The 24,751-nt window shown below is 59.7% G+C and carries 20 protein-coding genes and 1 pseudogene; 10 read left to right on the plus strand and 11 right to left on the minus strand.

Translation table 11 applies throughout. The annotated features are described in order from the left end of the window. The 8 genes and pseudogenes from RTS12_RS12955 to RTS12_RS12990 all read right to left on the minus strand — a co-directional run. Positions 1 to 219, minus strand: a 219-nt coding sequence (locus RTS12_RS12955) for a transporter substrate-binding domain-containing protein (protein ID WP_312529173.1), incomplete at its 3' end; no start/stop codon positions are given. Between the two features lie 466 nt (positions 220 to 685). Further along, positions 686 to 1,549, minus strand: coding sequence for an ABC transporter permease (locus RTS12_RS12960; protein WP_312529176.1), 864 nt, complete (start codon positions 1,547 to 1,549; stop codon positions 686 to 688). A gap of 3 nt (positions 1,550 to 1,552) precedes the next feature. Next, on the minus strand, positions 1,553 to 2,422 hold the full coding sequence (locus RTS12_RS12965; protein WP_312529178.1) for an ABC transporter permease: 870 nt from the start codon (positions 2,420 to 2,422) through the stop codon (positions 1,553 to 1,555). 5 nt (positions 2,423 to 2,427) lie between these two features. Further along, entirely contained in the window at positions 2,428 to 2,991 is a 564-nt protein-coding gene (locus RTS12_RS12970; RefSeq protein WP_312529209.1) for a TOBE domain-containing protein, read from the minus strand. Positions 2,992 to 3,033: 42 nt separating this feature from the next. Continuing rightward, positions 3,034 to 3,546, minus strand: a pseudogene (locus RTS12_RS12975) (ABC transporter ATP-binding protein); the annotation flags it as partial. Positions 3,547 to 3,605: 59 nt separating this feature from the next. Next, a complete protein-coding gene (locus RTS12_RS12980) occupies positions 3,606 to 4,685 on the minus strand; it encodes an extracellular solute-binding protein (RefSeq protein WP_312529180.1) in 1,080 nt (359 codons plus the stop codon). Positions 4,686 to 4,821: 136 nt separating this feature from the next. Then, on the minus strand, positions 4,822 to 6,276 hold the full coding sequence (locus RTS12_RS12985) for an aldehyde dehydrogenase family protein (protein WP_312529181.1): 1,455 nt from the start codon (positions 6,274 to 6,276) through the stop codon (positions 4,822 to 4,824). Between the two features lie 4 nt (positions 6,277 to 6,280). After that, the gene (locus tag RTS12_RS12990) at positions 6,281 to 7,384 is read right to left on the minus strand and encodes a mandelate racemase/muconate lactonizing enzyme family protein (protein ID WP_312529182.1); all 1,104 of its coding nucleotides are present in this window, start codon (positions 7,382 to 7,384) and stop codon (positions 6,281 to 6,283) included. A gap of 184 nt (positions 7,385 to 7,568) precedes the next feature. Between RTS12_RS12990 and RTS12_RS12995 the strand changes: the two genes are divergently transcribed. Then, a complete protein-coding gene (locus tag RTS12_RS12995; RefSeq protein WP_312529185.1) occupies positions 7,569 to 9,068 on the plus strand; it encodes a PLP-dependent aminotransferase family protein in 1,500 nt (499 codons plus the stop codon). Between the two features lie 23 nt (positions 9,069 to 9,091). Here the strand turns inward: RTS12_RS12995 and RTS12_RS13000 are convergent, their stop codons facing one another. Further along, a complete protein-coding gene (locus tag RTS12_RS13000) occupies positions 9,092 to 10,708 on the minus strand; it encodes a GMC family oxidoreductase N-terminal domain-containing protein (RefSeq protein WP_312529187.1) in 1,617 nt (538 codons plus the stop codon). Positions 10,709 to 11,250: 542 nt separating this feature from the next. On the opposite strand from RTS12_RS13000, the gene RTS12_RS13005 reads away from it, so the two are divergent. After that, positions 11,251 to 12,150: an alpha/beta hydrolase gene (locus tag RTS12_RS13005; RefSeq protein WP_312529189.1), complete on the plus strand. Its 900-nt coding sequence runs from the start codon at positions 11,251 to 11,253 to the stop codon at positions 12,148 to 12,150. 99 nt (positions 12,151 to 12,249) lie between these two features. Further along, positions 12,250 to 13,299: an Ldh family oxidoreductase gene (locus RTS12_RS13010; protein WP_312529191.1), complete on the plus strand. Its 1,050-nt coding sequence runs from the start codon at positions 12,250 to 12,252 to the stop codon at positions 13,297 to 13,299. A gap of 66 nt (positions 13,300 to 13,365) precedes the next feature. Here the strand turns inward: RTS12_RS13010 and RTS12_RS13015 are convergent, their stop codons facing one another. Beyond that, a complete protein-coding gene (locus tag RTS12_RS13015; protein WP_312529193.1) occupies positions 13,366 to 13,662 on the minus strand; it encodes an AzlD family protein in 297 nt (98 codons plus the stop codon). Then, positions 13,659 to 14,381, minus strand: coding sequence for an AzlC family ABC transporter permease (locus RTS12_RS13020; RefSeq protein WP_312529196.1), 723 nt, complete (start codon positions 14,379 to 14,381; stop codon positions 13,659 to 13,661). Before RTS12_RS13020 ends, RTS12_RS13015 begins: the two co-directional genes overlap by 4 nt. Before the next feature lie 203 nt (positions 14,382 to 14,584). Here RTS12_RS13020 and RTS12_RS13025 point away from each other — a divergent pair, with 203 nt between their 5' ends. The 7 genes from RTS12_RS13025 to RTS12_RS13055 all read left to right on the plus strand — a co-directional run bounded on the left by RTS12_RS13025 (position 14,585) and on the right by RTS12_RS13055 (position 24,665). Further along, a complete protein-coding gene (locus RTS12_RS13025; protein ID WP_312529198.1) occupies positions 14,585 to 15,844 on the plus strand; it encodes a DNA repair exonuclease in 1,260 nt (419 codons plus the stop codon). After that, positions 15,844 to 19,245: an AAA family ATPase gene (locus RTS12_RS13030; RefSeq protein WP_312529199.1), complete on the plus strand. Its 3,402-nt coding sequence runs from the start codon at positions 15,844 to 15,846 to the stop codon at positions 19,243 to 19,245. Before RTS12_RS13025 ends, RTS12_RS13030 begins: the two co-directional genes overlap by 1 nt. Before the next feature lie 206 nt (positions 19,246 to 19,451). Next, positions 19,452 to 21,116 (plus strand): alpha/beta hydrolase, encoded by a 1,665-nt coding sequence (locus RTS12_RS13035; RefSeq protein WP_312529201.1) that lies wholly within the window; start codon positions 19,452 to 19,454, stop codon positions 21,114 to 21,116. After that, positions 21,098 to 21,949, plus strand: coding sequence for a dienelactone hydrolase family protein (locus tag RTS12_RS13040; RefSeq protein ID WP_312529203.1), 852 nt, complete (start codon positions 21,098 to 21,100; stop codon positions 21,947 to 21,949). Before RTS12_RS13035 ends, RTS12_RS13040 begins: the two co-directional genes overlap by 19 nt. Before the next feature lie 783 nt (positions 21,950 to 22,732). Further along, positions 22,733 to 23,359, plus strand: coding sequence for a TetR/AcrR family transcriptional regulator (locus RTS12_RS13045; RefSeq protein ID WP_312529205.1), 627 nt, complete (start codon positions 22,733 to 22,735; stop codon positions 23,357 to 23,359). 54 nt (positions 23,360 to 23,413) lie between these two features. Next, positions 23,414 to 23,932: a hypothetical protein gene (locus tag RTS12_RS13050; protein WP_312529206.1), complete on the plus strand. Its 519-nt coding sequence runs from the start codon at positions 23,414 to 23,416 to the stop codon at positions 23,930 to 23,932. Beyond that, complete coding sequence (locus tag RTS12_RS13055) at positions 23,925 to 24,665, plus strand: HlyD family secretion protein (protein WP_312529207.1); 741 nt, start codon at positions 23,925 to 23,927, stop codon at positions 24,663 to 24,665. The genes RTS12_RS13050 and RTS12_RS13055 overlap by 8 nt, the downstream gene beginning before the upstream one ends. Positions 24,666 to 24,751: the final 86 nt, after the last annotated feature.

Below are 24,751 nucleotides of genomic sequence, written 5' to 3' on the forward strand. Positions count from 1 at the left end.
GCCTGCGAAATCCATCGGGCGCAGCTCGAAGTTCGAGCCCAGATCCTTGGCAATCGCCTCCCACATATCAATGTCGAAGCCGACGTATTTATCGCCCTCTTTGAACTCGAAGGGAACGAAGGCGGTGTCTGTGGCGACGACCAGATCTGCGGCCTGCGCCGCCGTAGTCATCCCAAAGGCAAAAGCGGCAGCGCCGACCAATTTAAAGAATTTGTTCATGACGTTTTCCTGCTGGACTTGTGGCGGTCGGCTGTCTGTCCCCGACCATGCAAAAACTTTTGCAGAGCTGACGTGTAAATGCAATATTTTTGCGCGCAGTTTCGTGAATAAACGAACGCCCATCAACGCAGGCTAGTCGGCACGAATGCGGTTGTGACCCGTCCAAGGCTGCCGCTGGAAGTTTATGTTTTGATAATAGTTATATAAATCAGTCGGATAATGGCTGTGCTCTGATCTTGAAGATCGGAACACAGCGCATGGTCAAGCCGGTCCAAGCCGCCTGACCACTGGCCGGTATCGCCTCTGCCTACGTCTTAGAACGGTTCAACCCGCCCGCAAAGATTAACCAAAGCCGCCAGTTCTTCTTTCATTAGGCGTGCCGGCGCGGCGCATTTGCGCTTCATCGCTCCAGACGATTGCAGGGCATGAACCCGCGCCAGTACTGGGATAGGCGAAATCAGATGGCCTATTCCTTGCCCTTTCCTTTTTGCGCAAAGACGCTCAGCAGGGCCAGAAGCCCCGATCCGATCATCAGAAAGACCGAAACCGCGTTCAGGACCGGGGTCGAGCCGACCTTGACCATGCGGTCATACATCGTGATCGTCAGCGGCGCATCCGAGCCGACCAGCATCAGCGTGGTGTTGAAGTTCTCGAACGACATGAGGAAAGAGACGATGAAGGCCGCAAATAGCGCGGGTGTCAGATAGGGCAGGGTCACCGTCATCAGCACGCGACGCCGACTTGCGCCAAGGTTCAGCGCGGCTTCCTCCAGCGAAATGTCGAACTTGCGCAGCCGCGCCGCGATTACCAGTGTCGCAATTGTGACCAGAAACGAGAACTGCCCGATCACCACCAGAAATGTTCCGGGGCGCAGGAAGTCCCACTCCCAGCCAAATGCCTCTTCGACGCCATTTGCGATCATGCTGGCAAAGACCAGGATCGAGATGCCAAGAATGACGCCCGGGATGACCAAAGGCACGATCATCAGCACATAGAGCAGGCCTTTTCCCGGAAATGTCTTGCGCTCGAAGAGAAAGGCATTGCAGGTGCCGACCGCGACCGCAAGCACCGAGACGATCAGACCGATGATCAGCGAATTCCTGAGCCCCTCCATCAGACGCCGGTCATGGAACATGCCCAGCATTGGCTCTTTTGATCCAAAGAACCAATCCAGCGTGAAGCCTTTCCACGGCAGGGCCGGGAACATGGAATCGTTGAATGCGAACATCGCAGCCGAGACCAAAGGCGCGGCAAGATACAAGAAAAAGACCAGCATATAGGCCAGATAGATCCAGCGCATGGCGGTCGATTGTGGAGCAGCGACATTCATGGCTCAGTCCTTCGCAACGGTAGAGGCAAGGCTTTGACCCGTCAGACGCAAGCCCAGCCAGACGACGAATGAGGTAAAGACCAGCAAGAGCACCCCGAATGTCGCACCGGATTCCCAGTTATAGCGGGTGACGAATTGCTCGTAGATCTGCTCGGTGAACCACATCGAATTCTTGCCACCCAGAAGGATCGGGGTCAGATAGCTGCCCGCCGTCAGCATGAAAACGATGATCGAGCCCGCGACAATTCCCGGCATCGCATAGGGCACGACGATTCTGCGAAAGACCGTAAAACGGCTGCCGCCCAGATTATAGCCCGCCTCCAAAAGCGAATTATCCATCCCGTCCAGCGTCGAGACCAGTGGCACGATCATGAACAAAACGACCGTATAGACCAGCCCGATGATGACCGTGATGTCGTTGTATAGCAGCTCGACCGGGCCATGGATCACGCCCAGATCTTGCAACGCACCTGAAATCAGTCCGGTCTCGCGCAAAAGCACGATCCAGCCAAAGGCGCGCACCAGATCGCTGACCCAAAGCGGCACGAGACACATCAGAAAAAGCGCCGCGCGCGAGCGTTGATTGGCGACTTTGGCGATGTAATAGGCGACCGGAAAGCCTGTGAAAAGCGCAAGCACGGTCACCAGAACCGACATCCATGCGGTACGCAAAAGCGTGTTCCAATAGACCGGCTCGCCCAGAAAATCGGCGTAATTGCCAAAGCCAAAGGTGTACTCCCCCGGCCCAACCTTTTCGCGCAGCGACAGATAGCCGACCCCGATTTGCGGCAGGATGATCAAAAGAAGCATCCACAGCACGAAGGGGGTGAAAAGCAGAAAAAGCGTGAGTTTGCTGGCATCAGAGCGCGACATCGCCGTTACCCCGCCACGGCGAAAGCAAGACAATGCTCATTGCGCCAGGAAAGCTCGACCTCGTCGCCCGGCCCGACCGCAAGGGTCTTATCCATGACGCCCTGCGCAACCTCGACCAGCTCATCGCTTTCTGTCCGTACCAAAAGACGGCTGTTGGCGCCGTTGAATAGCAAGCTGTCGACGCGGCCGCGCAAGCGGTTCACACCAAGGTCGGTGCCGAGAGAGATCGTCTCGGGGCGCAAGAAAACCTCGACCTTCGCGCCTTCGCGCAGGCCAGGCGTGCCAAGTGTCGCCACGACCTCATGGCCGCCATCCAGCCGAATCCGTGCCTCGGTCCCATTTACCGCTGCAATCTGGCCCGGCCAGCGGTTGGTATCGCCGACAAAGCCCGCAACAAAGCCGCTTTTGGGGTTGTTATACAGCTCTTGTGGCGCGCCGATCTGCTCGAACCGTCCAGCATTCATCACCGCGACATTGTCGGACATGATCAGCGCTTCGGACTGGTCGTGGGTGATGTAAAGGAATGTGGTGTTGAACTGGTTCTGCAGCAGCTTCAACTCGACCTTCATGCGCTCGCGCAGCTTAAGATCCAGCGCCCCAAGCGGCTCGTCCAACAGCAGGACATCGGGCTCCAGCACCATGCAGCGCGCGATGGCAATGCGTTGACGTTGGCCGCCCGACAGCTGCGAGACCTGCTATTCGGCGACCCCCGGCAGGCCGATCCGTTCCAGAACGGATTTCACCTTGCGTTCAATTTCGCTTTTGCTTTCCCTCTGGCAGCGCAGGCCATAGGCGATGTTTTCGCCGACATTCATCATCGGAAACAGCGCCAGATGCTGAAAGACCATCTTCACGCTGCGCTTGTTCGGCGGCGTGCCGATCACCGAGGCCCCCTTGATGCGGATGTCGCCGCTGGTCGGGTTTTCAAAGCCTGCGATCATGCGCATCAACGTGGTCTTGCCGCAGCCCGAAGGCCCAAGGATCGAAAAGAACGAGCCGCGCGGAACGTCAAAAGACACGTTGTTTACGGCGTTATAGGCCCCGAACCGCTTTGTCAGGCTTTGGCACTCTAGGTCGTACATGAAGGTCTCGTCGATTGGCGGCAGCCTGCCCAATGGCAGCATTGCCACAGATGAACTGAGCCTGCAGAGATCGATTGATCTCTGCAGGCGGCGCGGCACAATCAGTTGCTGGACGCGGCCTTGATGCGTTCGAGCGCCTTGCCCTCCATATCCTCAAGCCCGGCCGGGATATTAGCGAAGAAGCGCATATTGGCGATGGCCGCATCGTCAAAGGCCAGTTTCACCGCCGCTTTCTTGTCCTCGGGAAGCAGTTCGATGCCGCCTTTGACCGCGCTGATCGCGCCAGTCGAATCTGACATCATGGTCACGATCTCGGGGCGCATGACGAAGTTGATCCACTTATAAGCGGCATCATCGGCCCGACCCTTGCGCGGGATGACGAATGTGTCGATCCAGGTCAGTGCGCCCGTGCTTGGTGGCACATAGACGAGGTTCTGGTTCTGATCGTACAGTTTAAACGCGGTCGAATCCCACGCCTCAGAGGCCACGACCTCGCCCGACAGAAGCAGCGTCGAAAGATCATCCCCGCCGTTCCAATAGGTTTTTACGATGCTTTTGCACGAGATCATCTTCTCGGTCACGGCCTCCAGCATCTTCCCATAGCCCGCCGGATCTGCATAAAGCGCAAAGGGATCATATCCCAAGGAATAGCCCATGCCGATCAGGATGGTACGGCGCAACCGCATCGATGTGCGGCCCTTATATTCCTCTTTGCACAGATCGGCCCAATCCTTGACATCCCCGGCCTTGGTCTTGTCGACGACAATGCCCGAGGTGCCCCATTGATGGGGAACGGCAAATGTATTGCCATCGATCGTGGTATTGGTCTTGACCGCTTCAAGCAGGTTCTCCTGCATTTTGTCGGTTTCGACCTTGGACAGATCCAGCGGCTTATAGATGTTGTATTCCTGCTGAGCCGCCATGATGCGGTCATGGCTTGGCTGGGCCAAATCATAGCCCGAGCCGCCGGTGGCGCGCAGTTTGGCAATGATTTCCTCGTTGTTCGACAGCGTCACCTCGACATCGATGTCGGGATATTCGGCCTCGAAAGCCTTGATGACGTTATCGGGCGCATAGCCGCCCCAGGTCAGCAGACGCAGGGTTTCGGCCTGCGCCATGCTTGAAATCGATGTCAGCGCCACAGCGCAAAGCGCCGCGGCAATCCGGTTTTTGCCCGTCATGTCTCTCTCTCCCTGTTGTCCCCGACCAGATGGCGCATCGCGCTCTGGCCCCCCGTCCATCACTATGCGAAGCGCCTTTGCCCCCTTTAAGGTCCACTCTGGTCGAAAGAGCAGGCCGCTTTTAGGGGGCGATGGTTCAGATCCGCGCAGTAACGGTCTTGATCTTGCAATAGCTTGTCACCGCAATCATGCCCTTTTCGCGCCCAATCCCCGAGCGGCGGTTGCCGCCAAAGGGCGTTTCGATGCCGCCTGCGAAATATTCGTTGATAAAGATCTGCCCGGCATCAACATCGCGCGCGATGCGGTGCGCAAGGGTGATATCGCGCGTAAAGAGCCCAGCCACCAGAGCAAAATCGGTGCAATTGGCGGCAGCAATCGCCTCGTCTGGGCTGTCGACGACCTGCACTGCCAGAACCGGGCCAAAGATTTCCTCTTGCACGACGGGATCATCCCAGCTCAGCCCGTCAAGAATGGTCGGCGGATAGAACCAGCCCTTGCCGGTTTCGGGATCGGTGGTGATTGTCCCCCCGGTCACGACCTCGACGCCCCTTGCGCGCGCCTGATCGACATAGCCCGCGACCTTGGCCAGATGCTCGGCCGAGTTGATTGCGCCATAGTTTACGCCGTTGCGCAAGCCGTGGCCCATGGTGAAACGCCCGGCCCGCGCGGCCAGTCGCTCGATGAATTCGGCGTGGATGCTGCGCTCGATCACCAGGCGCGAGCCAGCCGAGCAGATCTGGCCTGCGTTTTCAAAAATCGCGCCGATGACCTGATCTAGCGCCAGATCCAGATCGGCATCGGCCAGCACGATATTGGGGGATTTTCCGCCCAGTTCGAGCGTGACCGAGGCGATATTGCGCGCCGCAGCCTGCATGACATTGATGCCTGTCGTGGTCGAGCCGGTGAAGGTCACATGGCGAACTTCGGGATGGGCGACCAAAGCTGCGCCCGCCGCCGCGCCGGTTCCGGTCACGACATTGCACACCCCTGCGGGCAGGCCCGACTGATGTAGCAGCTCGGCCAGCATCAGCGCGGTCATCGGCGTCTGTTCCGCCGGTTTGGCGACCACGCTGCAACCCGCCGCCAAAGCCGGGGCGAAAGAGCGCGCAGCGGTCGAAAGCGGATAGTTCCAGGGAATGATATGTGCCGTGACGCCGATCGGCTCATTGACCGAATACGAGACATAATCCGGCCCCAGAGGGTAGGAGCGCCCCTCAATCTTGTCGCCCGCGCCTGCGTAATATTCAAAGGCGCGCGCCGCCCCGCGCACATCGCCCAATGCCTCGGTTAGGGTCTTGCCGCAATCAAGCACCTCGGCGCGGGCAAAGCGATCGGCATTGGCGCGCAGGGCCTCGGCGGTGCGCATCAAGATGCGTCCACGCTCGGCGGCGGGGGTCTTGGCCCAAAGCGCCCCCGCGCGCCGGGCAGCGGCCACCGCCAAGGCAATGTCCTCGTGATCTCCGGCGGCGAATTCGGCATGGGGTTCGGCAAGGCCCGGATCGAAACTGGCCATCATCCGGCCCGAGGCTGCAGCCCGCCATTGCCCGTCGATGAAATGCTGGCTGGGAAGGTTCAATGCATGATTAGTCATGGCCTTATCCGATCTCGCTGATCTGATAGGCCGATTTCGCCAGCCATTCGGGGTTGATCTCGACGCCCCAGCCCGGGCGGTCGCTGACCGTAACCTTGCCGCCCTCGACGCCGTAAGGGCAGTCAACGAAAAGCCCCTGCTGCCAAGGATAGTAATCCAAGCCCTCGATCGAGAATTCCAGATATTTTCCCGCGCCTTCGATCGCGCGCAAAAGATGCATGGTGAAAAGCGTGACCATGCCAAGGTTGGCGGCATGGGGCGTGATCGGCAGTCCGGCAGCCTGTGCCATCTTGCAGACCCGCAGCGTGCGGGAAATACCGCCAAGGTAAAGAATATCGGGCTGAACGATATCGACGGCGCGCATCTCGATCATGTGGCGCCAGGTCGGGATCTCGCAATCCTGCTCTCCGCCGGTCACTGCGATATCAAGCGCATCGGCCACTTCTTTGGTCTGCTCAAACTCCCAATAAAGGCAGGGCTCTTCGAAATGTTCGATGCCATTGTCTTTCAGGATGCCGCCGACCTCGATGGCGCGTTTGGGGGAAAATCCGCTGTTGGCATCGACCAGAAGCGCCGCCTGATCGCCAAGTGCGCGGCGGATGGTTGGGATGATCTCTTCGGTCCGGCCCGGCCATTCGTCAATGTCATGCCCATATTCTGCCGCGACGCGGAATTTGAAGGCGTCGAAACCCTGCTCGCCCTGCAGCCGCTTGAAACGCTCGGCCTCGGCGGCGGGGGTAATGTCGCGCCGCATCGATGATGCATAGGCGCGCAACTGGCCCGGCGTGCCGCCGATCAGTGATGTGACCGGCACACCCGCTGCCTTGCCACGCAGATCCCAGATCGCGGTATCCAGCCCGCCAAGCGCGCGCTTCATATAAGAGCCCGGGAATTTATGTTCGCGCTCGATCACCATATCGGTCAGCGCATCAATGTCGTCGAATTCCACGCCCAACACATAGGGCGCGACCTGACGGTGCAGAACCTGCGCGGTAATGTCCGAATTATAGGTCGAGACCTGACCGATGCCCTGCTGGCCGTCCTCGGCGGTGATGCGGACAAAGCCGATGAACTGGGTCGAGAAGGTCTCGATGCGCTTGATCTTCACTGTCGTGTTCCTTGACATCAACGGATTGCTGCCTCGAAGACTAGGCCGGCTGTCCCATGCCCAATAAGGTCCACTTTCGAAAAATGCGGAAACCGCTTATGCCGTGCGCGGGGATAGGCTGGCAGCGCTTTGCGCCCGCGCGCGGGTCGCGCCAGCAACGGAACGGCGCAAGGGGGATGACAAGATGGTCAAGCGTTCATCAGGAGAGCTGTTGTTTTCGATCACCGTGGACCGGACGCTCGAGACCTCTGTCACCACCCAGCTTTACAATGCCATCCGCAAGCTGATCACTTCGGGCGATCTTGCGGGGGGCAAACGCCTGCCCTCCAGCCGGACCCTGTCCAATGAGCTTGGGCTTTCACGCACCACCACCATGTCGGCATTTGAGCGGTTGCAGGCCGAGGGGCTGATCTATTCGAAATCGGGTTCGGGCTCGTATATTTCCGAGACAGCGCCAGCGGGAAAGCCCGAGCAGATTTTGAATGTCGCGGCACCTGCCGCGACCGCCCCGGCCCGCAGCTCGCTTTCGGCGACCTTGGATGCGGCCAGTTCGCGCTTTGTTGAGCGCCTGCCTCATCCGCGCTCGCCCCGGGCTTTTGTCACCGGGGTGCCCGATTACAACAGCTTTCCGCTGGCGATCTGGGCGCGGCTGACCGCTAAGCATCTGCGCGAGGACCGCGAATATGTGCTGGGCTATTCCGACCCAGAAGGCGATCCGCGCCTGCGCCGTGCAATTGCCGAACATCTGGGCGCCAACCGCGGCATTTCCTGCGCCCCCGAGCAGATTTTCATCGTCAATGGCGCGCAGCAGGCCTTTGACCTGATCGGGCGGATGCTGATTAATCCCGGTGACAAGGTCTGGTTTGAAAACCCCGGCGCGATCGGCGCGCGCAACAGCCTGATCGCCTCGGGGGCCGAGCTGGTTCCGGTTCCGGTCGATGACGAGGGCATGCAGGTCGACGAAGGGCTGCACCTTACCCCCGATTTCCGACTGGCCTTCGTCACCCCGTCACACCAGCATCCGACCGGGGCCGAGATGAGCATGGCGCGCCGCGCGGCGCTGCTGCAGGCGGCCTATGACAGCGACGGCTGGATCATCGAGGACGACTACGACGGCGAGTTTCGCTATGATGGCCGCCCGCTGCCGACCCTGAAAAGCGGCGACACGGCGGATCGGGTGATCTATGTCGGGACCTTTTCGAAAAGCATGTTCCCTTCGTTGCGACTGGGCTTTTACATCGCACCGCAATCCTTGGTCCCAACGTTTCGCCATCTCTCGCGCGCCTTTTTGCAAGGGGTTTCGCTTGGGATGCAGTCGGTACTGGCAAGCTTTCTGGAAGAGGGCCATTTCGTCGCCCATATTCGCCGCATGCGCGAGATCTATGCCGAGCGTCACGCCAGCTTCTATGCAGCCGCGCAAGACCATCTGACTGGGCTTCTCGACATCCGCCGCTCTTCGGCCGGGTTTCATACGGTCGGATATTTCGCCTCGCCGCGCATGACCGAGGCCGCCATTATCCCAGATGCCCGCGCAGCCGGGCTGGTGGTGTCGGCGCTTGAAAGCTTTGCCATCGGGCCAAGCCCGACGCGCAAGGGGTTGATTCTGGGTGTTACCGCCATTCCCCCCCGCGCCATCCGCGCGGGAGTCGAGACATTGGCAGGCGTGCTAGAACCCTATCGCTAGGCTCGCAATCGCGCGCCTTGCACTTAGCGCAGATCCTCCAGCATCATCGCGGCGCCCTTTTGCGCGACCATGATCGTCGGCGCGTTGATATTGCCCGAGGTAACATTGGGGAAAACCGAGGCGTCGATGACGCGCAGCCCCTCGATCCCATGCACGCGCAAGCGCGCATCAACCACATCGCGCGTCGGGTCGGGCCCCATGCGGCAGGTGCAGGAGGCATGAAAGACGCTGCCTGATCGTGCGCGGATGTCAGCGATCAGCGCCTCTTCGCTTTGCACCTCGCGACCGGGTTGCATCTCGGTCTCGATATATTGTGCAATCGCGGGTTGCTCGGAAATCCGGCGCACCAGCCGCACCCCATCCAGCATCTGGTCGATGTCATGCTGGCTTGCCAGATAATTCGGCTCGATCAGCGGCGCGGCATGGGGATCGGGCGCACTGATTTCGATCCGGCCGCGACTGTCGGGGCGGCAGGGCTGCACGCCGATGAAAAAGCCTGGAAAGGGATCAGGCATGGTCAGACGCCGCACACCCGGTTTGGGCTTCGAATAGCTGACCGGCGAGAAATAAAGCTGTTGATCCACCCGGTCGAGGCCGGGACGCGAGCGCACGAAACCGCCCGCCTGATTGACGCTAAGCGATAGGGGGCCATTGCGAAACAGCACATAGCGCATTCCCAGCATGATCCGCCCCAACCATGGGCGCAGCTGCGAATTCAGCGTCGGCACCTTCGAGCGGAACAGATAGTCAATGCCAAGGTGGTCCTGCAAATTGCGACCGACGCCCGGCATGTCCTTGATGACCGCCTTGCCAAAGCGGCGCAGAACCTCGCCCGGGCCGACCCCCGAATGCTGCAAAAGCATGGGCGTTTGAACCGCGCCCGCGCTTAGAACGACCTCGCGCCTCGCCCGTGCGGTCTGGATTTGGCCTGCGGTCTCATATTCGACGCCGACCGCGCGATTGCCCTCGAAAAGGACGCGTCGCGCCAAAGCCCCCGTCACCACCTTAAGGTTGGGTCGAGCCATTGCCGGGCGCAAAAACGCCGTCGCGGTCGAGGCGCGCACGCCCTTGCGTGCCGAGATCTGATAGATCGATGTTCCTTCCTCGGTCGCGCCATTGTAATCAGGAGTCCGCTGCATCCCGGCCTGTTCGGTCGCGTCCAGCCAGTCATGACACAGCGGATGAACCGAGGGCGTCATATCCGTCACGGCAAGCTCGCCCTCGCCGCCGCGCCAGTCATCGGCACCCCGCTCGAAGCTTTCAATCGCCTTGAAATGAGGCAGCACATCGTCCCAGCCCCAGCCAGAATTGCCCGCCGCTTTCCAGTCGTCGAAATCCTCGCGCTGGCCCCGGACAAAAACCATCGCATTGATCGAGGACGATCCGCCCAGAACCTTGCCGCGCGGCCAATAGGAATTGCGTCCGCCCAAGGCCTTTTGCGGGCCGGTTTCGAAACGCCAGTTCACCTTGGGGTTATAGAAGCTGTGGCCATAGCCGATCGGCATTCGGATCATGAACCGCCGATCGCTGCCGCCTGCCTCGAGTAGCAATACGTTTAGCCTGCCCGATGCGCTAAGGCGATTGGCCAAAACGCAACCTGCCGAGCCTGCCCCAACGATGATGATGTCAAATTCGGTCATGTCCCCTCGCGCGCCATCCCTTGGGTCTATTGGATGGTCCCGCCGCATGAAAGGAGCCATTCTGGTAAGAAGGGAAAGCCACTTCGAAAGGCGCTATTCAGGCAATGGCGCTTATCGGGCCCGCGGTTCAGTCCATTCCAGCGATCCGCCATGCATATCCCCGCCGCAGAAGCCAACCGCTGCCAGCCTTGCATGCGTTTCGTCACTAAAAGACGGGGGCACGCCTTTTCATCGCCCAGTTAATAAGCTGCATCGTCTCGCCAATCGATTAGGCGCGGGCATATTCGCCATTGCCGCTGGCGACGCACATGTCGCGCCATTTTCAGCCTGCGCGTTGGAGGCGAGGGCCGTAAAAGCACGATCAAATTCGGGGTTTGCCTATAAATTGGGCAAATTATGACCCGCGCTTTGGCGATTGCGATGGATTTTGACCGATGCCGAATATGTGGGTCGCCTGACACTGGCCATCTTGGACCAGAGGGTTATGCAGGCAAGCTTGTGCGCCCATGCATGACATACCGACGACTTTGGAAGGAGCAGCGATGACCCCGCTCGCCGATGAGATCAATCTGAGCCCCACCCAGCTTGATGCCGATTACAACGCCCGTGCCACCGTCTCTGCCGCAGATTTCGAAGCCGAAATCATGCGTTATCGGCAGGCGACACAAAGCGCGCGGCAAAATTGGGCGCGGGCTTTGGATGTGATCTATGACAGCGTCAGCGGCCAGCGTCTGGATATTTACGGGCCGGAACCACGCCCGGACGGCGCCCCGATCCCGGTTTTCGTTTACATCCACGGGGGCTATTGGCGCGCGCTTTCCAAAGATGAATCCGCGATGATGGCCGCGCTTGTGGCGCGCGAGGGCATTGCGACGGTTGTGGTGGATTATCAGCTTGCTCCGCAGGTCAGGCTGGATGAAATCGTGCGCCAGACCCGAGCCGCACTTGCCTTTGTCTGGCACAAAGGCCGCGATTATGGTCTGGACCCCGAGCAGATCTCGGTCGGGGGCAGTTCGGCCGGAGGCCATCTGGTGGGCACCGTGCTGGCGGCGGGCTGGCATTCAGACTTTGACCTGCCAGCGGATTTCATCCAATTCGCCATGCCCATCAGCGGATTGTTCGAGCTTGCCCCGATCTCGGGCAGCTTCGCGCAGGCCTGGTTGAACCTGGACCAAAGCCAAATCGAAGACCTAAGCCCGATGCGCCACATTCCCGAAACTCCCTGTCCAATTCTTTTGGCCTGGGCTGAGAAAGAACCGGCAGGCTTTATGCGCCAGTCGCGGGCCTATGGCGCGGAATGGGCCAGGGCCGGAGGGAGGATCACGGAAATCGAAGTGCCTGAACGTAATCATTTCGACATCCTGATGGATTTCACCGATCCGGATTCCATCATCTCACGGGCGCTTTTGGCGGGCATTCGGGGTGGGGCGCGCGACGGATAAGACCTTTCGCGCGCAGGGCCGCCAGAACTGTTGCCCCAACTGTATGCTAACTGTATGCAGGTTGCGCAGAACTGCTGCTGGCATGAAAGGATAACGATGATGAGCGATACCCGCACAGGCACCCCGCATGTGATGACGGTCGGGGAACTGACCGATCTGATCGCCAAGATCTTGGTTAATGCCGGCTTCAGTAATGATCACGCCCAGTCCATTGGCCGCACCATTGCCGCGGGCGAACGTGATGCCTGCAAATCTCATGGCGTCTACCGGGTCGAGGGCTGCTTGCGGACGCTGAAGCTGGGCAAGGTCGTGCCAGACGCCGTGCCCAGCCTTGTCGTCGACGAGGGCTCGGTCATGCGCGTGGATGCCAAGGGTGGCTTTGCCAATTTGGCCTTTGAAATCGGTATGCCTGCGCTGGTCGAGCGTACGCGCAAACTGGGCTTTGCGGCATTGGTGATCAATGATTGCACCCATTTCGCGGCACTTTGGCCCGAGGTCGAGGCATTGGCGGAACATGGATTGGCCGCGATGGCGATGTGCCCCAGCTATGCCACGGTTGCGCCTGCTGGCGGGAATAAGCCGCTTTTGGGCACGAACCCCTTTGCCTTTGGCTGGCCGCGTCCGGGCAAAAATCCCTATGTGTTTGATTTCGCGACCAGCGTTGCAGCACGGGGCGAGCTGGAATTGTACCGCCGCGCGGGCAAGACCCTGCCCGAGGGCTGGGCGATTGACGCTGACGGCAATCCCACCACCGACCCGAATGCCGCGTTGGAAGGGGGGGCAATGCTGCCTTTCGGTCAGCACAAGGGCTCGGCGATTTCGACCATGATCGAGCTGCTGGCCGGTGCGATGATCGGTGACTTCACAAGTCCAGAGGCGCTGGAGTTCTTGGGAACGACCACAATCGCGCCACGCCACGGCGAGCTGATCCTGGCCTTTGATCCGGTTCGCATGTCGGGCGGTCGCGCCGATCCTGCGGCAAAGGGCGAGGCCTTGCTTAATGCCATTGGCGGGCAGGGCGCACGCCTGCCCTCGCAGCGCCGCTTTGCTGCCCGCGCAGTCTCACTGACAGATGGTATTCACCTGACTGACGCCGAGATCAACCAGCTTGAAATGCTGCGCGATCAAGGTCTTGCGGCGGTTTCCTGACACGGTCGTCGGGCCGGGCTGACGTCTGTCAGCCAATAAAATATCGGGCGCGGAGCCGATCCGCGCCTAGATGATCTGGCGCAGAATTCCTGCCGATAGGATCGCGATGATCACGGTCGGCAGCATTGAAAACCGCGATGCGCAAAAGGTTGTTATGACCAAAGCCAGCAAGTCAGCCGGATGGCCGGTGACAAAATGGGGCGCGATCACGCTGATCAGAATGCAGCCGGGTGCGGCCTCCATGACGAGCTGCAAGCGCGGGCTGATGGTGCGATCCCGCAAAAACAAAAAGCCTGCGATCCGTGTGGCATAAGTCACGCCCATCATCGCCAGAATGGTTAAAAACGTCGAGGCGCTGATCATGGCCGATCTTTCGTCAAAGCAAAGGCGGCGATCAGACCCGAGATCGCGCCGACAGGGACATACCACGCGCCGGGCAGGTAAAGGCAGGCAAGGGCCGCGGCGATCAGGCTGACGAACCAGGGCAGGGCGGCGCGAAGGCCGGTCCACATCCCGGCGAGCATGACCAGAAAAACCGCCGGAAAGGCCATGTCAAAGCCAAAGCGCGTCACATCGCCCATGACCGGGCCGATTACCGCGCCAAGCGTCGTTGAAATCACCCACGTCAGATAAAGCGCGGCGGCAACCCCTGCATAATAGCGCAGGTTGACCCGCCCACCGTCGCGTCTTGCCTCGGCCAAAGCCAGTGCCCAGACCTCATCGCACATGAAAAAAAGCGCGGGAAGCACTTTGCGCAAAGGCTGATCCTTAAGATAGGGGGCCAGCGCCGCCCCCATCAAAAGATGGCGGCTGTTGATGAGCAAGGTCACAGCCGCGATCAGCAGCAAATGCGGAGGCGAAGTCCACAGCGCGACCGCGGCAAATTCCGACCCGCCGCCAAAGTTGAGCCCGGTCATCAGCGGAACCTCGAGCGCGCTCAGGCCCTTTTGCGAGGCCTGCGCGCCCAGCACCAGGGCAAAGGGGACAAAGCCCAGCATCACCGGAACGGCGTCACGGATCCCACGTAATATGGGTGATGATCGTTGAGGCGATGACAGGGCAGTGGGATCAAGTGAAGACATGGGGCGCGGGCTCGGGATGATGGGTCGCAAAAGCCAACAGAGGCATTTTGGCCCCCCGCTATGCGCCGATATCAGCGCCCATGCAATCAACTATGGAACAGCAAATCGGGCTGGTCGGTGATCTTTTCCCGGCAAAGGCTTGAATTGCGGGGCAAAGTCGCGACATTGAAGCCAGCATTCCTGCTAGTTGGGCGCCATCACCTTTGACCTTTCGATTCATCCATACCGCCGATCTGCATCTTGACTCGCCGCTGGTGGCGCTGGCGTTGCGCGATCAGGAACTTGCTGAGCATTTGGGTATCGCCACCCGCGCCGCATTAAGCGGGATCGTGGATCTGTGCCTGACGCAAAAGGTCGATGCGCTGTTGATTGCCGGGGATCTGTGGGATGGGCGTCAAACCTCGGCCAAGACGCCCGGCTTTCTCAAACAGGAATTGTTGCGCCTGAATGCGGCCGGTATTCGCTGTTTCATTATTCGCGGCAATCACGATGCAATCTCGAAAGTCACCCGAGAGCTGGACCCGCCGCCAAACACCACTGTTTTCGGGTCTCGTGCGCAGACCATTCGTTTCGAGGCCGGTGGACATGCCGTTGCGGTCCACGGCTTAAGTTTCGCTGATACTGCCGCGCCGGGCAGCCTATTGCCCCTTTACCCGCCAGCAGAGCCGGGCGCGTTCAATATCGGTATGATGCATACCAGCCTGAATGGCTCGGCCGGGCATGATGTCTATGCGCCCTGCGCTTTGGCCGATCTGGATGGCTTTGGTTATGATTACTGGGCCCTTGGCCATATTCACCGCCGTGCCGAATATCGTGGACGGGCCACTGTGGTGATGCCGGGCATCCCTCAGGGGCGCGATATTGGCGAGGCGGGTGCGGCCACCGTGACGCTGGTTTGCTTGGGCGATGATGGCGAGGTTGGGCTGAGCCAGCACTCGGTGGCCAGTTTGCGCTTTGAACGGGCCGATATCGATCTGACGGGCATTGAGGATTGGTCGGCGATGCTGGGCCAGATCGAACATGGGCTGCGCAATGTGGCCACCCAAACCGCGCGGCCCGAGCCTCATTTGGTTTTGCGGCCTAGGCTGATCGGTCAGACCCCCTTGGCATGGCGGATTGCGCGCGATCTGGACCGCATCGCAGATGAGGCGGCGGTTTTTGCGCAGGCAGTGGCCGGGCTTTGGCTGGACCGGATCGAAAACGCGACCTCGGGCGGGGATGGGGGCGGTGCGGGGGATCTGCCAGATGACCTTCGCCAGCTGATCCTTGAGGATATCCCACGCGATCCTGCAACGCTGTCCTCGGTCGCCGAGCTTTTGTCAGAAATCCAGCGCCACCTTCCCGCAGAGCTGGCCAACTTGCTGGGCGAAGATGAGGCCGCCGTCACCGAGGCCTGTCAGCAACTGATGAGCGAAGGTGCGGCCAACCTGCTTGCGGGTCTGAAATTGGAAGGCGAGGCCTGATGCGGCTCGATCGACTGGATCTGACACGCTATGGCCGCTTTACCGACAAACGGCTGCATTTTCCGCTCCCCCCGGCAGGCGCCCCGGATCTGCATGTGATCTATGGCCCGAACGAGGCGGGCAAATCGACGCTGTTTTCTGCTTGGCTGGATTTTCTTTACGGTATCCCTTTACGCACACGCTATGATTTCCTGCATGGCGGTCCGAATATGCGCATCGGTGCGCAGATCAGCCATCAGGGCGGGTTGCTTGATCTAGCACGCATCAAGAAAAACAGCGCAAGCCTGATCGATGAGCGTGGCCAGGCAGTGCCAGAAACCTTGCTGCAAAGCCTGCTCTCGGGGCTGTCCCGCGACGGTTATGGGGCGATGTTCTCGCTGGATGATGACACGATCGAGCGTGGCGGCGATAGCATTCTGGCCAGCAAGGGTGACTTGGGCGAGATGCTGTTTTCCGCAAGCGCGGGCCTTGCGGGGCTTGGTCCTCAGCTTGATGCCGTCCGCACAGGGTTGGATGAGTTTCACAAAATCGGTGGTCGGAAAGGTGCGCTGCGCGACGCCAAACAACATCTGGCCGATCTTGACCGAAAACGACGCGAGCTGGACACCTCGGCCGCAGCTTTTCGCCGCTTGGTCAGCGAGGCGCAGGCCGCCGAAGACCATTGGCGCGTAGCGCGCCAGCAGGAAGAGGGGCTGGCCAATCAGCTGCAAAAGCTGCGTGACGCGCAGGCGGCTTTGCCTTTGCGTGCCCGATTGGCCAATCTGACAGCACTGCGGCAGGGCTTGGGCCCGCTGCCACGTGCCAGTGAAAGCGATGTCTTGCACCACCGTGAGGTTGAGGCGGCCCGCATTGCTTTGGTGACGCGGCTTCAATCGCGCCGCACCCGTCTTGATGCGCTTGAGGCGCGATTGGCGCAAACAACGGTCGACACCCTGATCCTTTCACAGCGCGATGCCATGACTGCTGCCGACGCCTTGCATGCCGAGCATCTTTCGGCGCTCAAGGATCTGCCGCGCCGCCGCACCGAGGCAGAAGAGGCCGCCGCCGAAACGCGCGATCTTTTGGCCCGACTTGAGCGCGCAGAGGCGCAACCGGCGGATTTGGCGTTGCCGCCCACCCGTCTGTCACAATTGCGCAATCACCTTGCGCGCTATGCGACCCTGCATTCACAGCTTCAACATAGCAAACGTGAGTGCGAGGCGGCAGAGCGACGCCTGGACGAGGCCAAGCAGCAATGTGGCACGCTTGAGCCCGATGTGGATGCCGTAGCCCTCTCGGCGCTGTTGGCGCAGCTGCGCCATAGCGATCCCGCCGGGGCCTTGCAGCGCGCAACCCGAGAGCTGGATCAATGCCGTGCCAATCTGCGCGCAGCGCTTGGCGATCTTGCGCCGTGGCAGGGTGAGGCGCAGGATTTGGCCCAGCAAACCATTCCGACTCCATGGCAACTTGACAGCTGGCAGCAGCAAAATGAGGTCACACGACAGGCCGAAGCCGATGCCCGACACGCATCTCGGCGGGCCGCAGCGGATCTGGCGCAGGCGCAAGGCGAGGCCGAAGCCCGCCGCGCCCGTAAAGGCTCGGGCAGTTTTAGCCCAGCCCAAGCCGATATGATCCGCAGTGAAAGAGAGGCGCTTTGGTCCGCACATCTGGCGCAGCTCACCCTCAAGACTGCCGCCCAGTTTGAGGCCAAGCTACGCGAAGATGACCGGATCAGCGCGATGCAGGCTGCGGTGATCTCAGACGCGCATATCGACGATAAATTAAGTAGTGATATAAATATATTGGATGGAATATATAACAAATCACTTGAAGAAATTTGCGCCGCCCAGACTGCGCGCCAGAACCATCTGGCCACGGTCGAACTGGCCGCCAATGGGCTGGGGATTGCGGGTGCACCCTTAGAGGATCTCTCTCGCTGGCTCGAACGCCGCAAGGCAGCGCTTGGACGGCGTGATGCGCTTTTGGCCACGCAGGATCTTGTCGTGACCGCCCAGGCAGAACTGGCGCGCGCGGTCAGAGCCTTGGCTGCGCTGATCGGTTGGACGCAAAAAGGCGAGGCCGAATTCGCGGCGCTTTGGGCCGTGGCGCTGGCGCGCGAAAGCGAGGCCGAACAGCGGCGCGCGGCGCGCGCGCATCTGCATGAGCTCAGCGAGGAGTTGACCTTGCGCCAGCAGGACTTGCGGCGCGATGAAAGCCAGCTGTCCGATTGGCTGCAAGACTGGCAGCAGGTCACTGTCGGCACCGTTCTTGCGGATCGCCCGGTTGATGCGCTGGCGATGGGCGGCACACTGGATCTGCTGGACTTGCTGGGGCGCGCAGAATTGCGCCGTGCCTCGCTTTTTGACCGTGTGAGCAAGATGGAGGCCAATCACCAGGCCTTTACCGATGCTTTTGCTGCGATCCTTGCTGCGCTTGATGCTGCCAGCGGTTTGACGTGGCCCGACCTGCAAGCGCAGCTGCGGCGGGCCGAGGATGATCAGGCCAAGCATCAAGAGCTTCAGCGCGAGATCGCTGCGGAAATGACCGCCTTTACCAACGATCAAACCGCCGCCGCTGTGAATGCCGCGGAAATCGCTGATGTGGGGCGCCGGTTTGATTGGCAGGAAGGCCAGGGGATTAACCTGGCAGACCATTTGGCGCGTTGCGTAGAAGCTGAAAGATTATCTAATGAAATAAGAACTTTGCAGGATGATCTTGCGAAATTATCTGGATCAGATCAGCAAGTTGCAGGTGATGATCTGCAAGGGGAAATTGTCGCCGCGGCAAGTGATTTCGAACTGGCAAGGACCCGTTCCCAAGAGCTGTTTGCCGCCCTTAGCGAGGCGCGTCGCCGGATCAGCGCTGTCGGTGGAGACGCGGCGGTTGCCCAGATTGAGGCTGAACGGGCCAACCTGATCAATGGCTTGAAGGAGGATACGCGAAAGCATCTCGCGCAGCGTTTTGGCCTTTTGGCGCTTGAGCAGGGCTTGCGGCGCTATCGTGACAATCACCGCAGCGCCATGCTGTCGCGCGCAGCATCGGCCTTTAGTCAGCTAAGCCGGGGCGCCTATCGCGATCTGGTCGCCGAACCAAGCGGCGGCAGTGAGGTCTTGGTGGCTATTCCTGCTGAAGGTGGCTCGAAATTGGCCGCAGATATGTCGAAAGGCACGCGCTTTCAGCTGTATCTGGCGCTGCGTATTGCGGGGTATCACGAATTGGCCGCAAGCCGTCCGATGGTCCCGTTCATCGCAGATGATATTATGGAAACCTTTGATGACGATCGCGCGCATGAGGCCTTTTCTCTTTTGGCTGAGATGGCCCGCAGCGGGCAGGTCATCTATCTGACCCACAATCGGCACCTTTGCGAGATCGCGCGTGCAGCCTGTTCACAGGTGCAGATCCTTGATCTCCAGCAGATTTGATCTCGACGATATCGAAGTCATATCAATAACGATATATCATATTATCTTACTGTATTACAAAGTGCTGTAATGAATATATCATCTGATTTCTTGCCGAATTCGCGGCAAGTTCACTTCTTGTCGACGGTGTGGCCAGTAAGAAAAGCGCAGGACTTTGTAGTGCCGTCGTGTATGACTGCCTTTAGAATGATCCCAGAAAGCCCCCAATGAACCCGCACAACTTTCCGCGAAACATCTCGGTTTTTTCGCTTCTTGTGGGCCTGTTGCTTGCGGCTGCGTCGCTGACGCCCTCGCTGATCCCGCGCGATCTGTATTTTCAGGGCGTGCTCGCCGGTGCCTCGACGGCGCTTGGCTATGTGATCACGCGCTTCATGCTGGCGCTGTGGACCGCACTTGAGATTCGGGTTCTGACCGGACGCAAGGCGCGCATCGCACATATCGTGCTGGCCGTTCCGGTCGTGGTGACGCTGATTTATTGCGTGGGTCGTGCCAGAGAATGGCAAAACAGCATTCGGTCGCGGATGGGGCTGCCGGATCTTGAGGCCTCGAATACGATCAAGATGCTGCTGGTTGCCCTGGCGGTTTTTCTGGTGCTGTTTTTCCTTGGCTATCTGATCCAATCCTTATTCACGCTGCTGCGGGATCGCCTGGCGCGCTATATCCCGGCGCGCAGTGCGAATGTGCTTGGGCTGCTTCTGTCTGCGCTGGTCGTTTTACTGGTCACGCGCGATGGGGTGGTGAATACGGCGATGCGGATCGCCGACAGCTCTTATGCGGCGGCGCAGCATCTGACCGATCCCGCACATGCGGCCCCAAATGCGGATTGGATGCCTGGATCGCCGAATTCCCTGATCAGTTGGGAGCTGATGGGCAAGCCGGGCCGCGATTTTGTGACCTCTGGCCCCAGCCGCGCCGCGATCGAGCGCTTTAACCATCGCCCCGCGAAAGAGCCGCTTCGCATCTATGTCGGATTGGCGCAGGACAATGACCCCAAAGTACGCGCAAAAGCGGCGCTGGATGAGATGCTGCGTGTTGGGGCGTTCGAGCGTAAAGTGCTGGTCGTCGCCGGCCCGACCGGAACTGGGTGGATGGACCCTGCCAGCTATGATGCGTTGGAATATATGCATGACGGTGATGTCGCGACTGTGGCGGCACAATACTCTTATCTGCAAAGTCCGCTGGCACTGATTTTTGAATCTGATTCCGGGCTGGATCAGGCCAATGCGCTGATGCATGCGGTCTATGATCATTGGGTGTCTATGCCGGTGGGACAGCGCCCGCGGCTTTATATGCATGGCATCTCACTTGGGTCATGGTCATCAATGTATGCGTTTAACGTGTTCCAGATGATGAACGAGCCCATCGATGGGGCTTTTTGGGTGGGTCCGCCCTTCCCGTCGACACTGTGGAATCAGGCGAATGCAGCGCGCAGACCGGGAAGCCCCTATATTCTGCCCGAAGTCGATGATGGCCAGTTGATCCGCTATTCCAGCCAGTTTGCGCGGCCTGACCGCTCGGGTCAGCCTTGGGGCCGGTTGCGGGTGCTGTTCTTGCAATATGGCAGCGATCCGATTGTTTTCTATTCTGCTTCGGCGCTGTGGCGTGAGCCGGAATGGATGCGCGAACCCGTCGCCCCCGACGTCTCGCTCGAGCTATCTTTTACCCCTATTGTCACTCAGTTGCAGCAAACAGTTGATCTTTTGTTAAGCACGACACCGCCGCCGGGCTATGGCCATACCTATCATGCGGGGGATTATATCGATGGCTGGGTGGCCGTGACCGATCCTGAAGGTTGGACGCCCGCCGATACGACGCGCCTCAAGGCGCATTGCGGACAAGGTGGACTGGCGGGATGCGCAAACGCTATCTGATCATTGGGGCGACCATTCTTGGGCTGATTGTCACCGGGCTTGCGGGAAACACGCTGCGCAATCTGATCGGCTGGCAGCCCTTGCCCCGAACTCCTGTCGAGGCCGAAGCCCTGCTGCGTCCGTCATGGCGTTTGCTAAAGCCCGCAGGAGAGGGGCCGTTCAAGGCCGCTATCTTGTTGTCTGGCTGCGATGGCGTGCATGACAATATGGAACTTTGGGCGCAGGAAATGAACGCTCAGGGTCGCGCGGCGCTGATCTTGGATAGCCACGGCCCGCGTAATCTTGACCAGATGCAGGCCTGGCGCGCAGTCTGTGCGGCCCAGATCCTGCCGGGGGCCGAACGGGCAGGCGATATTGCCGTCGCCATGGCCGCATTGTCTCGTATGCCCGACATCGATACCCGAGATCTTGCCATTCTTGGCGTCTCGCATGGCGGGTGGAGCGCGATGGAGCTGCTTGGCCTGCTAAATGACAGCGCCCCTCCGCCGGGGCTGACCGCATGGCCCGCCGCGCGGCCACAGCTTTCGGCCATGCTGGGTGCGGTCATTCTGCTGTATCCTTATTGCGGCGTGATCAGCGGTGCCGGATCGGCGACATGGCCCGCAAACGCCCGAGGGTTGATGGTCCTTGCCGATAAGGACAGCATAGTTGATCCGCAAAAGTGCCGCGATATGGCAGAGGAGCTAAGGGCGCGCGGTGCAGAGATAGAGGTCATCACCTTGATGAATGCCGATCATGGCTTCGATCAAAAAGAGCATTCGGTGATTTCGACGCTGGAATATGATCAGGGCCTTGTGGATCAGACCAAGGCTGCAATCAATGAAATGCAATAGGTTGGGTCAGCGTAGCCACCTCGGCTATGGGGGCGCGAGCGATGCCCGGCTGGCAAAGATCAGAAAGTTTTGCCTCTGACGAGAGAAAAAACTGCCTAAAAGCAGTTGCGCAAAATTCAGATTTGAAGTCGGGATTGCCTTTTTGGCCAGAAAGGTTTGCTTCTCATAGACCGCACCTTAGTTTCCAGGCTGATTCTATCCTGTCCGGCGAAGTGGAGGCTCCGAGGCCGAGATCGACGCAAAGAGCCCATTGCGGTCATTCGGCTAAGCCGCGATGGGCAAGATCGCTTCGCAGGTGCAGCAGAACAGTGGGGCCCTCTGCGGCCATTTGGCATGCATGCCGATGCTGCGGTGCAGACCGTCAACCCTGTCGCTCATTGCTGCTCGCAGCGCTCTTATCCAGCAAGGATCGGATGGGCGCTGATAATCGCCAGATACTTCTTGGTGCTGTCGAAATTCGGTGGGGAATAGATATCGGCGGCAATATCCCAATACATGTCGTGATTTCCGATCATACTTGACTTCACCTCCGCATAGAAGCTGAGGGTGGCTGCTTAACGTCTATTCCTGCTCCAGATGATGAAGGCAGCGCGGATTTGTGCGCAGGGAACTGCAGGCTGAAACCTTGAGTTCCCGTGTTCCGATCAAGCCTCGACCAAAATTCAGGACAGTCGTCCATAATTTTATTTCACAAATGATCTATCTGTCGGTATGAGGGCGCGCATCCACACGACTCACCTGTCGATAGGTCGCGTGCAACCAGCCATCCAAGAGAGGCACAACATGCCGGACACCGCGCTCTCGAAAGAAGAAAAGCACGCGCAAAACCGCGCGAAGCTCTCGGCCGCGGCCCAGACGGTGTTGCAGCGGCAAGGCTATGCGAAGGCCTCTCTGCGCGATATCGCGGCAGAGGCAGGTGTATCTTTGAGTAAGCTTCACTACTATTTCAACGACAAGTCCCACCTGATGGTCTCGGCCTTCCGGGACCGCCAGACGCGCTTTGTCCGCGACATTCTTGATGTTTCAGCCGCCAGTGAGGACGTTGCCCTGCGGTGCAGACGAATGGCTGCACTTTGGGCAAGTCGGACAGTCGAGAACGGTCGTGCATTGCTGATCTGGTACGATCTGCGCAACCAGTCGCTGTTCGAGCCGGAGCTGAGGCCCGTCGTCGTCGAAATGGAGGGGATGCTCGTTGCAGCCATCCTACGCTTGGTGTCGGCCGAGGATGCGTCTGCGCCATTGATCGAAGAGATCCGCCTGCGCCACATCCCGATGCTTGGCGGACTTTTCCACCACAGCTTACAAAGAATAAGCTTTGGAGAGACCCTCGATCCCGAGATGCTCGAGCAAAGCTTTTCAGACGTCCTGCAGCAGATCGCGCAACGGATCGGCGCTGGTTCTGCTCTGTGAAAGCACACGGCCTAACATTCACCCCTGTCACCCTCCATTAAGGAGCGCAGACCCATGGAAGACCTGCCTACCCGACATCCCGCTGCCATTGAACATCTGCCGGGGTTTATCACAGCTCCTGGCCAAGCGGATCTAATGCTTAATTTCGTGATCGTTTTTCTTGTGCTCATGATCCTGCTCACAGGGGTCTTCTACCTAAAGCTCCACTCTCTCCCCGAGCGGATGATGCACGGGGGCCATCCTGCCCAGTTCCAGATCGTTGCAGTCATGGGGCTGATCTCGCTTCTGACCCATAACCAGATTTTCTGGATCGCGGCCTTACTGCTCGCGATGATCGACCTGCCGAACCTATTCTCGCCCTTGGCCTCTATGGCACGGTCGCTTCACCGGCTGTCCGTTCATCCGGGGCGGCGCGAGCGTCGCCGCACGCGGAGCGCGGCGGCTGCCAAAGATACCAAAGGCGCCCAGGCGCAGGCGGCACCCGACGACCTAGCGACCGACAGTGAGACCGACGTACTCGGTACCGAAAGCGCACAAGACCGCAACCTGACCGAGGGGAAAGCCGATGCTTGAGTTCCTGCTTTGCTCAATGGTCACAGTCCTTCCCGACTACCTTTACCGGAGGTTCGTTCAGGGGAAACGGCTCGGACGCGACATCAACCTCTATTCAGTTTGGTACGAGTTGAGATGGGGGATCACGGCCTGTATCCTGCTGACCATCAGCCTGATCACGATGATCTTCTATTTCCACCCCTCGACGACAAATGTCACCAAGGCTTTCCGCACGATCACGATCCAGCCCGAGGTGATCGGGCGCGTCGAGGAGGTCTACGTCACCCGTTTCGAACATGTCGATGCGGGGCAGCCTTTGTTCCGGATGGACGATGCTCGCCAGGCTGCGGCGCTGGATACGGCGCAGAAAGAACTCGCGGAACTCGAGGCTTCGGCCAAGGTCTCCCGGACTGAGCTTGAAGGGGTCGATGGGCGCATTGCGCAGGCCCAAGCCGCGCATGATTTGGCGCGCGACGATCTTCAGACCTATCAGGAATTGCGCCAGCGCAATGCCTCTACAACGACCCGTACCGAGCTGAACCGCCTGCAAGCCATTGTTGACGCTCGCGCCGGAGAGCTGTCAGCCGCCATGGCCAGCAAGCGCACGCTTCAGACCAAGATCGGATCTCTTCTGCCAGCCGAAATGGAAAGTGCGCGCGCAAAGGTCCACGAGGCGCAGGTCGCGCTGGACCGGACGACAGTTTATGCAGGTGTCGCGGGGAGGCTTCAGCATTTCACCCTGCGTCCGCGCTAGGTCATCAATCCGCTTATGCGTCCAGCGGGCAGTCTTGTCCCCGATGATGCCGGCGAAGAAACTCTTGTGGCGGGGTTCAACCAGAT

Source organism: Paracoccus sp. (in: a-proteobacteria) (assembly GCF_032007265.1).
Classification (GTDB): Bacteria; Pseudomonadota; Alphaproteobacteria; order Rhodobacterales; family Rhodobacteraceae; genus Paracoccus.

Excerpts from the sequence above, each read along its gene's own strand:
- RTS12_RS12960 (WP_312529176.1), bottom strand. The coding sequence starts at position 1,549 with ATGAATGTCGCTGCTCCACAATCGACCGCCATGCGCTGGATCTATCTG.
- RTS12_RS12965 (WP_312529178.1), bottom strand. The coding sequence starts at position 2,422 with ATGTCGCGCTCTGATGCCAGCAAACTCACGCTTTTTCTGCTTTTCACC.
- RTS12_RS12970 (WP_312529209.1), bottom strand. The coding sequence starts at position 2,991 with ATGAAGGTCGAGTTGAAGCTGCTGCAGAACCAGTTCAACACCACATTC.
- RTS12_RS12980 (WP_312529180.1), bottom strand. The coding sequence starts at position 4,685 with ATGACGGGCAAAAACCGGATTGCCGCGGCGCTTTGCGCTGTGGCGCTG.
- RTS12_RS12985 (WP_312529181.1), bottom strand. The coding sequence starts at position 6,276 with ATGACTAATCATGCATTGAACCTTCCCAGCCAGCATTTCATCGACGGG.
- RTS12_RS12995 (WP_312529185.1), top strand. The coding sequence starts at position 7,569 with ATGGTCAAGCGTTCATCAGGAGAGCTGTTGTTTTCGATCACCGTGGAC.
- RTS12_RS13000 (WP_312529187.1), bottom strand. The coding sequence starts at position 10,708 with ATGACCGAATTTGACATCATCATCGTTGGGGCAGGCTCGGCAGGTTGC.
- RTS12_RS13005 (WP_312529189.1), top strand. The coding sequence starts at position 11,251 with ATGACCCCGCTCGCCGATGAGATCAATCTGAGCCCCACCCAGCTTGAT.
- RTS12_RS13010 (WP_312529191.1), top strand. The coding sequence starts at position 12,250 with ATGAGCGATACCCGCACAGGCACCCCGCATGTGATGACGGTCGGGGAA.
- RTS12_RS13015 (WP_312529193.1), bottom strand. The coding sequence starts at position 13,662 with ATGATCAGCGCCTCGACGTTTTTAACCATTCTGGCGATGATGGGCGTG.
- RTS12_RS13020 (WP_312529196.1), bottom strand. The coding sequence starts at position 14,381 with ATGTCTTCACTTGATCCCACTGCCCTGTCATCGCCTCAACGATCATCA.
- RTS12_RS13030 (WP_312529199.1), top strand. The coding sequence starts at position 15,844 with ATGCGGCTCGATCGACTGGATCTGACACGCTATGGCCGCTTTACCGAC.
- RTS12_RS13035 (WP_312529201.1), top strand. The coding sequence starts at position 19,452 with ATGAACCCGCACAACTTTCCGCGAAACATCTCGGTTTTTTCGCTTCTT.
- RTS12_RS13040 (WP_312529203.1), top strand. The coding sequence starts at position 21,098 with ATGCGCAAACGCTATCTGATCATTGGGGCGACCATTCTTGGGCTGATT.
- RTS12_RS13045 (WP_312529205.1), top strand. The coding sequence starts at position 22,733 with ATGCCGGACACCGCGCTCTCGAAAGAAGAAAAGCACGCGCAAAACCGC.
- RTS12_RS13050 (WP_312529206.1), top strand. The coding sequence starts at position 23,414 with ATGGAAGACCTGCCTACCCGACATCCCGCTGCCATTGAACATCTGCCG.
- RTS12_RS13055 (WP_312529207.1), top strand. The coding sequence starts at position 23,925 with ATGCTTGAGTTCCTGCTTTGCTCAATGGTCACAGTCCTTCCCGACTAC.